Annotated in this window: 10 protein-coding genes; 5 read left to right on the top strand and 5 right to left on the bottom strand. The window is 72.3% G+C overall.

What is annotated here, in order from left to right; all coding sequences use genetic code 11:
- Nucleotides 1-102: 102 nt before the first annotated feature.
- Both ACOKM3_RS28905 and ACOKM3_RS28900 read right to left on the bottom strand, forming a co-directional pair.
- On the bottom strand, nt 103-768 hold the full coding sequence (locus ACOKM3_RS28905; RefSeq protein WP_426903945.1) for a TetR/AcrR family transcriptional regulator C-terminal ligand-binding domain-containing protein: 666 nt from the start codon (nt 766-768) through the stop codon (nt 103-105).
- Nucleotides 769-852: 84 nt separating this feature from the next.
- Nucleotides 853-2370: an MFS transporter gene (locus ACOKM3_RS28900; RefSeq protein ID WP_426906922.1), complete on the bottom strand. Its 1518-nt coding sequence runs from the start codon at nt 2368-2370 to the stop codon at nt 853-855.
- Nucleotides 2371-2761: 391 nt separating this feature from the next.
- On the opposite strand from ACOKM3_RS28900, the gene panB reads away from it, so the two are divergent.
- The 3 genes from panB (at nt 2762) to ACOKM3_RS28885 (ending at nt 7305) form a co-directional block, all read left to right on the top strand.
- A complete protein-coding gene (gene panB, locus ACOKM3_RS28895) occupies nt 2762-3685 on the top strand; it encodes a 3-methyl-2-oxobutanoate hydroxymethyltransferase (RefSeq protein WP_426903944.1) in 924 nt (307 codons plus the stop codon).
- Between the two features lie 1764 nt (nt 3686-5449).
- Nucleotides 5450-6472 (top strand): ATP-binding cassette domain-containing protein, encoded by a 1023-nt coding sequence (locus tag ACOKM3_RS28890; protein ID WP_426903943.1) that lies wholly within the window; start codon nt 5450-5452, stop codon nt 6470-6472.
- Nucleotides 6469-7305 (top strand): ABC transporter permease, encoded by an 837-nt coding sequence (locus tag ACOKM3_RS28885; RefSeq protein ID WP_426903942.1) that lies wholly within the window; start codon nt 6469-6471, stop codon nt 7303-7305. Before ACOKM3_RS28890 ends, ACOKM3_RS28885 begins: the two co-directional genes overlap by 4 nt.
- Nucleotides 7306-7352: 47 nt before the next feature.
- On the opposite strand, the gene ACOKM3_RS28880 is transcribed toward ACOKM3_RS28885, so the two are convergent.
- A complete protein-coding gene (locus tag ACOKM3_RS28880; protein ID WP_426903941.1) occupies nt 7353-10766 on the bottom strand; it encodes an AfsR/SARP family transcriptional regulator in 3414 nt (1137 codons plus the stop codon).
- Between the two features lie 166 nt (nt 10767-10932).
- On the opposite strand from ACOKM3_RS28880, the gene ACOKM3_RS28875 reads away from it, so the two are divergent.
- Entirely contained in the window at nt 10933-11733 is an 801-nt protein-coding gene (locus ACOKM3_RS28875; RefSeq protein ID WP_426903940.1) for a site-2 protease family protein, read from the top strand.
- On the opposite strand, the gene ACOKM3_RS28870 is transcribed toward ACOKM3_RS28875, so the two are convergent.
- Together ACOKM3_RS28870 and npdG are read right to left on the bottom strand one after the other, a co-directional pair.
- Nucleotides 11723-11911, bottom strand: coding sequence for a hypothetical protein (locus tag ACOKM3_RS28870; RefSeq protein ID WP_426903939.1), 189 nt, complete (start codon nt 11909-11911; stop codon nt 11723-11725). The genes ACOKM3_RS28875 and ACOKM3_RS28870 overlap by 11 nt on opposite strands.
- Nucleotides 11912-12001: 90 nt before the next feature.
- Nucleotides 12002-12733 carry an NADPH-dependent F420 reductase gene (gene npdG / locus ACOKM3_RS28865; RefSeq protein WP_426903938.1) on the bottom strand — a complete coding sequence of 244 codons (732 nt, stop codon included), beginning with the start codon at nt 12731-12733 and terminating at the stop codon, nt 12002-12004.
- A gap of 93 nt (nt 12734-12826) precedes the next feature.
- Here npdG and ACOKM3_RS28860 point away from each other — a divergent pair, with 93 nt between their 5' ends.
- On the top strand, nt 12827-13438 hold the full coding sequence (locus ACOKM3_RS28860) for a hypothetical protein (RefSeq protein ID WP_426903937.1): 612 nt from the start codon (nt 12827-12829) through the stop codon (nt 13436-13438).
- Nucleotides 13439-13500 lie beyond the last annotated feature (62 nt).

The following is a 13500-nucleotide window of genomic DNA, read 5'->3' as shown; positions in this document are numbered from 1 at the left end:
AACGTCTCTACGACCACGGGGACGTACGCGGTGGTGTGCCGAGTTCCGTACGACCGGCCCGGAAGGGACGCTGTGACGAAACCCGCACATCAAACACGCCGGTCAAGCCCCCGCGTCGCGCAACCCCGCCAGCACCGTATCGACGATCCGCTCCGCCAGATCCTCCGCCAGCGGCGCGTCGGACCGCATCACCGTGCGCAACAGCATCGGCCCGGTGAACAGATCCGCCGCGAACTCGACGTCCGTACCGGCCGGCAGCTCCCCGTCCGCGACCCCGCGCCGCACCACCTCGTGCGTCGCGCGCCGCCGCGGGTCCACGACGAGCTCGTGGTACGCGTCCCACAGCCTCGGCAGGGTCTTCATCTGCGCGAGGACGTTGTGCAGCAGAGCGGAGGTGCGCATGCTGAGGCCGCGTCTGCGCATGTGCTCCAGGATCCGGACGAGGTCGTCACGCATCGAGGTGCCGGGCAGCTCGGAGTCCGGTTCCTCGATGGAGGCGACGACGTCGACGAAGAGGGCCTCCTTGCCGCTCCAGCGCCGGTAGATGGTGGCCTTGCCGACCCCGGCGGTGCGGGCGATCCGCTCGATGGACAGCTCGGTGAGCGGCACGCCCTGCTCGAGGAGTCCGATGACGCCCTCGATGATCGCCTGCTCGACGGCCTCGCTGCGCGGCCGGCCACGCGCGGGGGCGGACGGTGACGGTGTCGGGGCCCCGGGGATCCTTCGCCGCCGCGTCTGCCCCTCGGCCCGTTCCGTGCCCGCGTCCACCGCGCTCCGCCTTTCACCACGCCCCGGGCCCCGCCGCTGTGGCGGGCCCCGGCGCATTCTCTCAACCAGCAGCCCAGTGGCGGATCAGTGGCCCGCGCCCACCTTCTCCGGCCGCCCGCCGCTCTGCTCGGCCGGCGGATCCTTGGGCTTGCGCGGCAGGAACAGGCCGGTGAGGACGGCGCTGAGCACGGCGACGCCCGCACCGCACAGCGCGGTGATGTGCATGGCGTGCACGAAGGACTCATTGGCGGCCCCCACCAGCGCCTCGCCGCGCGGCCCGAGCTTCTCGGCGACGCCGAGCGTGGCCTCGATGGAAGCGCCCGCCGCGTCCCGGAGCCCGGCGGGCAGCGGCAGCAGCTGGTCCTCGATCCCGTTCTTGTACGCGGTGGCCAGCACCGAGCCGAGCACGGCGATGCCGAGCGCGCCGCCGACCTGCCGGAACGTATTGCTGAGCGCGGAGGCCGAACCCGCCTTCTCGCGCGGCAGCGACTGCATGATGACGACGCTGGTCGGCGTCATGACGTGGGCCATGCCCGTGCCCATGAAGAAGAAGATGACCTCCATGACCCACATCGGGCTGTCCTCGTCGAGCAGGGTGAACGCGGCGAGCATGGCCGCGAGCAGCACCAGACCCCCGGTCGTGGTGACACGCACGCCCAGCCTGTCGACGACGAGCCGGGCACGCGGCGCGAAGATCAACTGGGCGGCGGCGAGCGGCAGCAGGAACGCGCCGGTCTGCAACGGCGAGTAGCCGCGCACGCTCTGGATGTAGAAGGACGCGAAGAACGTGACGCCCATCATCGCGAAGAAGACGAGCGCGATGCCGGCCATGGCGGCCGAGAACACCTTGTCCTTGAAGTAGTTGATGTCGAACGACGGGTGGTCGCTGCGCTTCTCGTACAGCACGAAGGCGACCAGGACGACGAGGCCCGCGGCGATGGTGGCGAGCACCTGGGGGCTGGTGAAGTCGCCCTCGTCGCCGCCCTTGATGATCCCGTAGACGAGCAGCACGAGACCGACGATGGACAGCACGACGCCGACGAGGTCGACCCGGCCCGGCTTCGGGTCCCTGGAGTCCGGCACGAGCGCGAGCATCAGCGCGATGGCGATGATCACGATCGGCACGTTCACGAGGAAGACCGAGCCCCACCAGAAGTGGTCGAGGAGCAGTCCGCCGGTGATCGGCCCGATCGCGATGGCGAGACCGACGCCGCCGGCCCAGATGCCGATGGCCTTCGGCTGCTCGTCCCGCTCGAAGACGTTCATCAGGACGGCGAGCGTGGCCGGCATGACGAAGGCAGCGCCGAGCCCCATCACCGCGCGGAAGGCGATGAGTTGGACCGGCGTACCGGACTCGGCGGCGAGCGCGGAGCCGAGGCCGAAGACGACGAGGCCGCCGATGAGGACCTTCTTGCGCCCGACGCGGTCGCCGAGCAGCCCGGCGGTGAACAACAGCCCCGCGAAGACGAGCGTGTACGCGTTGATGGCCCACTCGAGCTCGCTCTGCGAGGCACCGATGCCGATGGGTTCGGGGGTCGAGATCGTCTTGATCGCGACGTTCAGGATCGAGTTGTCGAGGACGACGATCAGCAGGCTCAGCATGAGCACGCCGAGGATCACCCAGCGACGGCGGTGCACGGACTCGGGCACGCGGGAACCTTCGGAGCCCGGGGGACCCTGGGATCCCCGGGGGCCCTGGGAGTCCCGAGGGGCGTCAGGAGTGGTCATGCGACCGACCCTAGCCCCATTCCGATACGGAACCGTCTCGTATTTAAAGTCTCACGTAAAGCCTTGCCGAGGCTTTACGTGGACGGGGCACGGGTTCGGAAGGGGGTCCGGCGCGGGATCGGGACGGGGCCTGGCGCGGGATCGGGACGGGGCCTGGCGCGGGATCGGGATGGGGCCTGGCGCGGGGGCGGCACGCGGTGCCACCATGGAGGCGATCCGGGGACGCCGTCAGGGCGCCTCGAGACGACATGAAGGAGCCGTTGCGATGACGCAACCCACAGAGCTTTCGGCTGCCCAGAACACCCAGAATCAGCGGACCCCGCAGAACGATCAGAACGCCCAGAGCGATCGGAACGCCCAGAAGTCCACCGTGCTGTACGGGGGCAAGGGCTCGCGGCGGGTCACGGCCCGGGACCTCGGCCTCGCCAAGGAGCGGGGCGAGAAGTGGCCCATGCTCACCGCGTACGACGCGATGACGGCGTCGGTCTTCGACGAGGCGGGCATCCCCGTGATGCTGGTCGGCGACTCGGCGGGCAACTGCCACCTCGGTTACGAGACGACGGTGCCGGTGACGCTGGACCAGATGGTCATGCTGTCGGCGGCGGTGGTACGTGGCACGTCCCGCGCGCTGATCGTCGGCGACCTGCCCTTCGGGTCCTACCAGGAAGGGCCTACGCAGGCGCTGCGCTCGGCGATGCGGCTGGTGAAGGAAGCGGGGGTGGGCGCCGTCAAGCTGGAGGGCGGCGAGCGCTCGCACGACCAGATCAAGCTGCTCGTCGACGCCGGGATCCCGGTCATGGCGCACATCGGGCTTACCCCGCAGTCGGTCAACACCCAGGGCTACCGGGTCCAGGGGCGCGGCGAGGAGGCGGCGCAGCAGTTGCTGCGCGATGCCAAGGCCGTGCAGGACGCGGGGGCGTTCGCGGTCGTCCTGGAGCTGGTTCCCGCGGAGCTGGCGGCCGAGGTGACGCGCACCCTGCACATCCCGACCGTGGGCATCGGGGCCGGGGCCGGTACGGACGCGCAGGTCCTGGTCTGGACGGACGCGCTCGGCCTCACCGGCGGGAAGATGCCGCGCTTCGTGAAGCAGTACGCGGATCTGTGGGGCGTGATGTCCGACGCGGCGAAGGCGTTTGCGGAGGACGTCATCGGCGGAACGTTCCCTCAGGAGGAACACTCCGTCCACTGAGCCAACCCGGTACGACCGCGGCCCGCCGAACTTCCCCCGTCGGCGGGCCGCGCCATTCGCTCCGCGGGTGGGCGGGGGCCGCGGGGTTTACGGGGGCCGTCTGGGGTGGGGCGCCCGGCGGGGCGGGGCTGGGGTCGGCCGGGGGCCTACGGGGACGCGATCCGGGATGGGGCGGTGCTGGGGGCGACCGGGGGCCTACGGGGACGCGATCCGAGGTGGGGCGGTGCTGGGGGCGACCGGGGGCCTACGGGGCCGTGAAAGGTGACGGGGTCCCGGGGCGCCGGGCGGTTACTTGCCGCTGGACGACTCTTCGTTCCCGCCTCCCCTCTGGGCCTGCCTCCTCTCCTCCGCCTATCTCCTCCCCTCCGCCTATCTCCTCTCCTCCACCCATCTCCTCTCCTCCGCCCATCTCCCACCCACCCGCCCCCTCCAGGGGCGTCGGCCACGCGGTGCCCGGCCTGCACCGGAACCGCTCCCCCGGCCCCGACGGAGTTGCGCCCACGGGGCTCCGCCCCGGACCCCGTGAGTCTCATCCCAAAGCGGGGCTTGATTTGCCCGCCCTTCGGGACGCCGGCCTCACAGGGCACCACCACCCCGCCTCGGCAACTCGGCTTACCCCGCGCCACCGAAACACCGGCCTCGCGGGGCGCCGCCACCCCACCTCGGGCACTCGACTTACCCCACCCCACCCAAACGCCGGCCTCACGGGGCGCCGCCACCCGCCTTGGGCAATCTGCCGCCTGGGGCGGCAGGGTGGGCAAGGCGGCCCACGGTGCCGCGCGCCCATGCCGGAAGGCGCCGACCCCGGCGGTACCACCCCGGACCCCGGATGGGCCGAAGCCCCCGGAGGGGGCGGGCGGTGGGAAACGACCGGGCACCGGCACAGCCGGACAACAGACGGTGCCGCACCACCTCTCCGGGACGTCCGCCCCACAGGGTGCCGCCCCCGCCTTGGGCAATCTGCCGCCTGGGGCGGCAAGGTGGGCAAGGCGGCCCACGGTGCCGCGCGCCCATGCCGGAAGGCGCCGACCCCGGCGGTACCACCCCGGACCCCGGATGGGCCGAAGCCCCCGGAGGGGGCGGGCGGTGGGAAACGACCGGGCACCGGCACAGCCGGAGGAGAGGCGGTACCGCGGGACAGTGCCGCAGACACCCACCCCGGCAACGGCCCGAGCCCAAACACCACCCCACCTCGACAAACCACCACCCCCGGACCCCGGACAGGCCCAAGCCCCCCGGAGGGGGCGAGCGGCGGGAGACGACCGGGCACCGGCACAGCCGGAGGAGAGGCGGTACCGCGGGACAGTGCCGCAGACACCCACCCCGGCAACGGCCCGAGCCCAAACACCACCCCACCTCGACAAACCACCACCCCCGGACCCCGGACAGGCCCAAGCCCCCCGGAGGGGGCGGGCGGCGGGAGACGACCGGGCACCGGCACAGCCGGACACGGGGCGGTACCGCGCGCCAGGGCCGCAGGCGTCCACCCCGGCGGCCGGGCCCGAACCCAAGCACCATCCCACCTCGACAAACCACCACCCCAGGCCCCGGACAGGCCGAAGCCCCCGGAGGGGGCGGACGGTGGGAGATGGGCGGGGACCGGCGCAGCCGGAGGAGGGACGGTGCCGCCCGCCAAGGCCGTAGGCGTCCACCCCGACCCCGCCCAAGCCCCCGGCACGGGCCTGTCGGCGCCGTATCGGCAGCGGCCGCCCGCTGTCGGTCCGGTGTCGGTGGGTTGTCGGTGGGGGCTGGCACCTTGAGGGCATGACGCGAATCGACAAGAACTCCGTGAGCGACCGACCGGTCGCCGTATCCGTGAGGGGACTGGTCAAGCACTACGGCGCGACCAAGGCCCTGGACGGCGTGGACCTGGACGTGCACGAGGGCACCGTCATGGGTGTCCTCGGTCCGAACGGCGCCGGCAAGACCACCCTCGTCCGCTGCCTCTCCACCCTCATCACCCCCGACGCCGGCACGGCGATCGTGGCGGGCTACGACGCGGTGCGCCAGCCCCGCCAGCTGCGCCGCGTGATCGGCCTCACCGGCCAGTACGCCTCGGTCGACGAGAAGATCTCCGGCCGCGAGAACCTGTACATGATCGGGCGGCTGCTCGACCTGTCCAGGAAGGATGCGAAGGCCCGTGCCGACGCCCTCCTGGAGCGGTTCTCGCTGACCGACGCCGCGACCCGCCCCGCGAAGACGTACTCCGGCGGTATGCGCCGCCGCCTCGACCTCGCGGCGTCGATGATCGGCCGCCCGCACGTCCTCTACCTGGACGAGCCGACGACCGGCCTCGACCCCCGTACCCGTAACGAAGTGTGGGACGAGGTGCAGAGCATGGTGCGCGACGGCGTCACCGTCCTGCTCACCACCCAGTACATGGAGGAGGCCGAGCAGTTGGCCTCCGAGCTCACCGTCGTCGACCACGGCAAGGTCATCGCGCGTGGCGGCATCGAGGAGCTCAAGGCGAAGGTCGGCGGCCGCACCCTGCGGATCCGCCCGGCCGACGAGCTGGAACTCCACCCGCTGGCGCACGCGATAGACGACATGGGGCTCACGGGCCTCGCCACGACCACCGTGGACACCCAGTCCGGGTCCGTCCTGGTCCCCGTACTCAGTGACGAGCAGCTCACCGCCGTGGTGGGCGCGGTCACCTCGCGGGGCATCACGATCGGCTCCATCACCACCGAACTGCCCAGCCTGGACGAGGTGTTCCTGTCCATCACCGGCCACAAGGCCTCCGCCCCGCAGGACGCCAGGCCCGAACTCGAGGAGGCCGCCGTATGAGTGCCACCACCCTTACTCCCCCCGCGGCCCCCACGATCACCGTCGAGGCCGACCCCAAGATCGGCCTGAGTGGCCATCTGCGTCACACGGGCGCGCTGATCCGCCGCAACCTGCTGTGGATCCGCAACGACCCGGAGTCGATGTTCGACGCGATCCTGATGCCGATCGTCTTCACGCTCCTGTTCGTGTTCGTCTTCGGCGGCTCGATCGGCTCCGCGATGGGCGGCGGCCAGGACGCGTACGTCCAGTACGTGATCCCCGGCATGGTCGCGATGATGAGCATGAACATCGCGCAGGGCGTCGGCACCGGCTTCAACGAGGACTTCCAGAAGGGCATCATGGACCGCTTCCGGTCCCTGCCCATCGGACGCGGCTCGGTGCTCATGGCCAAGGTGGTCGTCGAGATGCTGCGACTCCTCGTCGCCACCACGGTCCTGATGATCGTCGCGCTGCTCGTCGGCTTCGACATCACCAGCTGGGCCGGACTGCTCGGCGCCATCGGCCTGACCGCGCTGTTCGGCTCCGCCCTCATGTGGATCTTCCTGACGCTCGGCGTGACCATGAAGAGCGCGCAGGCCGTGCAGGCCATGGGCTTCCTGGTGATGATGCCGCTGCAGTTCGGCTCGTCGATCTTCGCGCCGACCGAGTCGATGCCGGGCTGGCTGCAGGCCTTCACCGACTGGAACCCGATCTCGTCCCTCGCGGACGCCTGCCGCGGAATGATGGTCGGCGGCCCGGTCACCCACGACCTGTGGGTGACCCTCGGGTGGACGGCAGTGATCACGGCCGTCATGGCCCCGATCGCGATCCGTAAGTTCACCACCAAGAGCTGACCCGAAGCGGAACGGGTCCGGGCGACCGGGTCGATTCGCGTCGGTCGTCAGTCGTCCAACAGGGCGGTGGCCTCCTCCAAGGAGAGGCCGCCGCCCTCTGCGTGCGCCCGTTCGTACGTCGCCTCGTCGAGCAGCGCGCGGACCGCCGCCTCGGCGTCCGAGCGCCAATTGCGTTCCAGGAGCGCCGGCTTGTGGCCCTCCGGCATCGCCGCGTCGGCCGCGCCCATGAGCCGCGCGGCGGCCACCGCGTCGCCCTCCCCGCCCCGCTGGGCGACGGCCCGGGCCGCCGTGCACAGATGGATCCCCACCAGTTGCGGCATGACGAGCGCGGACAGCGGGTCCCCCGCGATGTCGAGGCAGCGCCGCACGAGTGCGACGGCGTTCTCGGTGGTCCCGTCGACCGTGTCGATCATCGCTTCCATGCCGACGGTCATGCCGTGGAAGAACCCGATCTGCGCCACCTTGAACTCGCTGCGCAGCAAAGCGAGTTGCTCACGGGCCTCGACGGTGCGGCCGGTGTACGCGAGATGGGAGACGAGGAAGAGACGGGCGGCGGGCCGGGACTCGTTGGTGTGCCGGCGGCCGTCCGCGAGCGACTCCCACAGCAGCGCCTCGCCCTCCTCGACGTCCCCCTGCTCGATGCGCGCCTGGCCGAGCCTGACCTGGAGGATCGCGGCCTGCGAGTGGGCGCCCATGCTCTGCGCGACCTCACGGGCGCGCGTGTAGTCGGCGGCGGCGCCCTCGAAGTCGCCGAGCTTCTCGCGCGCCTCGCCGCGCGCGGACAGCGCCTCGGCCGTCCCCCACTCGTCGCCGAGCCGGCTGAACAGCTCCAGCGACTCGTCGGCGTACGCGAGCCCTTCCTCGGCCCAGTCGCTGCGGTTGGCGAAGATGTTGGCCCGCATCTGGAGGACGAGCGCCAGCTCCCAGTCGTAGCCGAGTTCGCGGCAGGTCCGCGTGGACACGGCGGCGAGCTCCTGGAGGCGGTCCATGTCGCCGGTCATCAGGACGGCGAAGTACCAGATGTTGCCGGGCGGGCGGCAGGCCTGCGGGAGGTCGGGGCGGTAGGTGTCGATGACGGCACGGAGCCGGGCCTGGCCCTCGTCCGTCTGCCAGTGGTCCATCTCCATGTCCATGTAGCCGAGCCGGCACAGGTGGACCTGGCGGCGCGCCTCTTCGAAGAGCTCGCCGGTCAGCGGGGGCGGGATGTCGGTGCAGCGCTGGTGCAGCGGCGGGGCGGGGCTGCCGGGCCCGGCGAACGGGTCGGGGCCGAGCGCCGCCGCCTCCCCCGTCCACGTACGGGCGTCGACGCGCAGGTCCCGCATCTGCCAGAACCAGGCCAGGGAGAGGACGAGGCTGAACGCCTCCTGCTCGTCACGGGCCGCGACCGCGTGCCGCAGTGCCGTGCGCAGATTCTCGTAGTCCCGCTCGATCCGGGCGATGGCGGCGCGCTGGCCGCCGCCGCGGAGCAACGGGTCGGTGGTGCGGGCGAGTTCGCGGTAGTACGTGAGGTGGGCGCGCTCGGCGGCGGCGCGCTCACCGGACTCGTCGAGGCGGTCGCCCGCGTACTCGGAGACGGTTTCCAGGAGGCGGTAGCGCATGTCGCCGCTGTCCTCCTCCGGGGCGGCGACCACGAGCGACTTGTCGACGAGGGAGGCCAGGGTGTCGAGCGCGTCCGGGCCGCAGACCGCCTCGGCGGCGGGCAGGTCGCAGCCGCCGCTGAACACGGAGAGGCGGGCAAGCGTGGCGCGCTCGGGCTCGTCGAGCAGCTCCCACGACCAGTCGACGACCGCGCGCAGTGTCTGCTGGCGGGGCAGGGCGGTGCGGGCGCCGGAGGTGAGGAGCCGGAAGCGGTCGTCGAGGCGGTCGGCGATCTGGCGGGGCGTGAGCATACGCAGGCGCGCCGCGGCGAGTTCGATGGCGAGCGGGAGGCCGTCGAGGCGGCGGCAGATCTCGCCCACCGCGTCCGGGGCCTCGTCCACCGTGAAGCCGGGGCGCACGGCGGCGGCGCGCTCACCGAACAGCCGCAGCGCGTACGGCTCCGGGAGCGGTTCCACCGGGTACAGCAACTCGCCCGGTACGCCGAGGGGTTCGCGGCTCGTCGCCAGGATCGTGACGCCGGGGCAGTGGGCGAGGAGGTCGTCGGCGAGGGCGGCGGCCGCGTCGATGACGTGCTCGCAGTTGTCGAGGATCAGCAGGAGCCGGCGGTCCTCGCAGTGCTCCACGAGCCGTACGAGGGGGTCGTCGCCCTGCCGCTCGCCCGCGACGCGAAGCTCTTCGGCGCCGGCGCCGCGCAGCACGGTCTCCCGGGCCCCGAGCGCGCCGACGACCGCCTCCGGCACGGCGGCCGGATCGCTGACCGGCGCGAGTTCCGCGAGCCACACCCCGTCCGGGACGGTCCCGAGCCCCTCGGCGGCCTCCTGCGAAAGCCGCGTCTTGCCCGCGCCGCCGGGCCCGAGGAGGGTGACCAGCCGTACGCGCCCCAGATCGGCCCGGATGGCATCGATGTCGCCCGCCCGCCCGACGAAGGAGGTGAGCCGCGCGCGGAGGTTACCCGGGGCGGGGGCCGTAGCGGGTGCGGCCTGCACCGGGGGCCGCCTTGCCCACCCTGCCGCGCCAGGCGGCGGATTGCCCAAGGCGGCGGACTCGTCCGCACCATCCAGCCCCCGTGGCGGGTGAGCCGAATCCAGCCCCTGCGGCGATTGAGCAGCGGGGTCCGGGGCGGAGCCCCGTGGCGCAGGAGCGGCCGGCGCCAACAACTCCTCGTGCAGCGCCCGGAGTTCCGGCCCGGGGTCGGCCCCCAGCACATCCGCCAGCTCCCGCCGCACCCCGTCGTACGCGGCCAGCGCCTCCGCCCCGCGCCCCGCGGAGCGCAACGCCCGCAACCGCAGCACCTGCAACGGCTCGTCCAACGGATGCGCGTCACAGAGCGAGGTCAACTCCGGCAGCGCCTCGTCCGCCCGGCCGAGGGCCAGGTACGCGGCGAGCCGGGTGCGCCGGGCGTCGAGGTGCCGGGTGTCCCACCGCGTGACCTCGGTCGACCGGTCCGGAAGATCGGCGAGCGCGGGCCCCCGCCACAACGCGAGCGCGTCGTCGAGCAGGTCGAGCGCCTTGGCCGGGTCACCGTCCGCGAACGCCCGCACCCCGTCCCCGGTCAGCCGCTCGAACCGGAACAGATCGACGTCGTCCGCGGCGGCGACGAGCCGATAGCCGCCCTCGGACGAGGTGATCGCCCCGGCCCCCAGGGCCCTGCGCAGCCGCCCGACCAGCGCCTGCAACGCGCCCGCCGCGTCCGCGGGCGGCTCCTCGCCCCACACCTCGTCGACGAGGAACGCGACGGGTACGGCACGGCCGGGCCGCAGCGCGAGCACCGTGAGCAGGGCACGCAACCGCGCCCCACCGACCGGGACGGCCGTGCCGTCGTCGCGGAGTGCCTGGGCGGTGCCGAGGATGCGGTAGCGCACGGACCTATTCTCCCCGCTGCCGTTCGACCACCGCGCCCGGTACCTGCCTCGACCTCGTCATGCCCCTACCTTGTCCGGAACTCCCGCCGTACCGCGACACGTTTCCCGCATACAGCGAGTACGTTCGGTGAGCCAGCCGACCAGTCTGCCCCGGGAGTTCCACCCCATGACCACCGCCACCGCACGCCGCGGCGACAACAGGATCAGCCCCGTCTTCCTCGGCATCGCCGCGATCACGGCGGTGGCCGGCTGGGCGGTGTGGACGGACTTCGCGTCCCAGCCGGGCTTCGCGGTGTTCCTGTTCGTGACGGGCGCCTGGGTCGTCTCGCTCTGTCTGCACGAGTACGCGCACGCGCGCACGGCGCTGCACAGTGGTGACATCTCGATCGGTGCGAAGGGCTATTTGACCCTGAACCCGCTCAAATACACCCACGCCCTGCTCAGCATCGTGCTCCCGGTCATCTTCGTGATCATGGGCGGGATCGGTCTGCCCGGCGGGGCCGTGTTCATCGAGCGGGGGCGGATCCGGGGGCGCTGGCGGCACAGCCTGATCTCGGCGGCGGGGCCGCTGACGAACGTGCTGTTCGCGATCGTGTGCACGGCGCCGTTCTGGCTGGACGCGCTGGACGGGGTGCCGGACACCTTCCGTTACGCGCTCGGGTTCCTCGCCCTGCTCCAGGTGACCGCGGCGATCCTGAACTTCCTGCCCGTACCGGGTCTCGACGGGTACGGGGTGATCGAGCCGTGGCTGTCGCAGAAGATCCGGCGGCAGGTGGAGCCGTTCGCGCCGTTCGGTCTGCTCGCCGTGTTCGCCGTGCTGTGGATCCCGGAGGTCAACCAGTGGTTCTTCGACGCGGTCGACTGGGTCCTTGCCGCGCTCGGCGTGCACGAGTGGGACACGTACTGGGGGCTGCAGTTCTACCGGTTCTGGCAGGGCACCCCGGAGATCCCGACGTTCACGCAGTAGGCGCGGCCTGAGCCTTCTCGGCCTTCGCCCTGCGCAGGTAGAACCACGTCATGTTCGACGTGACACCCGCGATCAGCACCCACACGATCCCGAGGAAGCTGCCCTCGACGAAGGAGACCACGGCCGCCACGACGGCCAGGGCGCAGACGACCAGGGAGAACAGTGCGATGCGGGGCATGGGGGTCGGCTCCAGACGGCGGCGCGGCGGGTAGTACGCCGACCAGTGTCCCCCATGCCCCGTGAGCGCCGGAAGGCACCCCGTACGTGCCTATACGTCGGTTACGCGCAGCCCCGCGTGCGCCTTGTAGCGGCGGTTCACCGAGATGAGGTTCGCGACCAGGGACTCGACCTGGTGAGCGTTCCTGAGGCGGCCCGAGAAGATGCCGCGCATACCGGGGACGCGGCCGGCCAGCGCCTGGACCGTCTCCACGTCGGCCCGCTCCTCACCGAGGACCATCACGTCGGTGTCGATCTCGTCGACCTCCGGGTCGATGAGCAGCACGGCCGACAGGTGGTGGAAGGCGGCGGTGACCCGCGAGTCCGGGAGGAGGGCCGCGGCCTGTTCGGCGGCGCTGCCCTCCTCCGGCTTCAGGGCGTACGCGCCCTTCTTGTCGAAGCCGAGCGGGTTGACGCAGTCGACGACGAGCTTGCCCGCGAGGTCCTCGCGCAGGGCTTCGAGGGTGGCGCCGTGGCCGTCCCACGGCACGGCGACGATCACGATGTCGCTGCGGCGGGCGCACTCGGCGTTGTCGGCACCCTCGATGCCGAGGCCGTGCTCATTGAGTTCCTCGGCGGCGGACTGCGCGCGCTCGGCGGCGCGGGAGCCGAGGATCACCTTCTGGCCCGCACGGGCGAAGCGGTAGGCGAGGCCCTTGCCCTGGGGGCCGGTCCCGCCGAGGACGCCGACGACGAGTCCGGAGACGTCGGGCAGGTCCCAGGGGTCCTTGGCCGGGGCCTTCTGGCTGCTCTGGCCGCTCGGGCTGCTTTCGGTAGAGGTCATGCAGCGACCCTACTCAAGGGTATGTGTCTCGTACGGGCGGACTTCCCTCGAACGAGGCGAACGGGCCGACCACTTGAGGCACCATGCGACCCCATGGACGCCGTACGAGTAGCACTGCTGCGCGAGGTACTCGCCGGAACGGAATGGCCCTCCGCCACCCGCCGCTTCGCCGGGGCGCTGCGCTCCTCGGTCGCCGCGCACGGTGGCGGGCTCCTCCTCGTGGGCTCCCCGACGTACGAGCCCTGGCATCTGGCGGCCCATCTGGTCGACGAGGCGGCCTGGTCGGGGACGCCCGAGCTGGCCCCCACCCTCGTTCGGCACGCGGCGCGCCCGGACGACCCCGCGCACCTGGCCGTCGGCCTCGGGCGGCTGGAAGCGGCGCGGCGCGGCGAGACGCTCCTCGTGGTCACGCCGACCGAGCCGGGTGCTCCGCTGTTGGAGCGGGTGCACGATGCGCGCCGCGCGGGGGCGACGGTCCTGGCGCTCGACGCGGAGGCCGCCGGCGGTGGGGATCTGCACGCCATGGCCCATGACGGGCTGAGCGTTCCCGGCGACACCGACCTCGATCTCGACACGGTGCAGCATCTGGTCAGTGCGGCGGCCGGCGAGAACGCGGTGGCCGCTCCGCGGGGGCGGCGGGGGTTTCGGGATCGGTTGTCGCGGCTTGCGGATCACTTGACGGCCCCGCCGCCGGCCCGGTGGTGAGGTTGCGGTCACCCGCGCGGGGCTCCACCCCGGACCCCGCGCCTCAAACGCCGGCGGGGCTT

The sequence above is a fragment of the Streptomyces nidicola genome (assembly GCF_050106155.1).
Classification (GTDB): Bacteria; Actinomycetota; Actinomycetes; order Streptomycetales; family Streptomycetaceae; genus Streptomyces.
The sequence above is the reverse complement of the archived record's forward strand: the minus strand, read 5'-3'. Positions and strand labels throughout refer to the sequence as shown.

Excerpts from the sequence above, each read along its gene's own strand:
- ACOKM3_RS28900 (WP_426906922.1), bottom strand. The coding sequence starts at position 2,370 with ATGCTGAGCCTGCTGATCGTCGTCCTCGACAACTCGATCCTGAACGTC.
- panB (WP_426903944.1), top strand. The coding sequence starts at position 2,762 with ATGACGCAACCCACAGAGCTTTCGGCTGCCCAGAACACCCAGAATCAG.
- ACOKM3_RS28890 (WP_426903943.1), top strand. The coding sequence starts at position 5,450 with ATGACGCGAATCGACAAGAACTCCGTGAGCGACCGACCGGTCGCCGTA.
- ACOKM3_RS28885 (WP_426903942.1), top strand. The coding sequence starts at position 6,469 with ATGAGTGCCACCACCCTTACTCCCCCCGCGGCCCCCACGATCACCGTC.
- ACOKM3_RS28875 (WP_426903940.1), top strand. The coding sequence starts at position 10,933 with ATGACCACCGCCACCGCACGCCGCGGCGACAACAGGATCAGCCCCGTC.
- ACOKM3_RS28870 (WP_426903939.1), bottom strand. The coding sequence starts at position 11,911 with ATGCCCCGCATCGCACTGTTCTCCCTGGTCGTCTGCGCCCTGGCCGTC.
- npdG (WP_426903938.1), bottom strand. The coding sequence starts at position 12,733 with ATGACCTCTACCGAAAGCAGCCCGAGCGGCCAGAGCAGCCAGAAGGCC.
- ACOKM3_RS28860 (WP_426903937.1), top strand. The coding sequence starts at position 12,827 with ATGGACGCCGTACGAGTAGCACTGCTGCGCGAGGTACTCGCCGGAACG.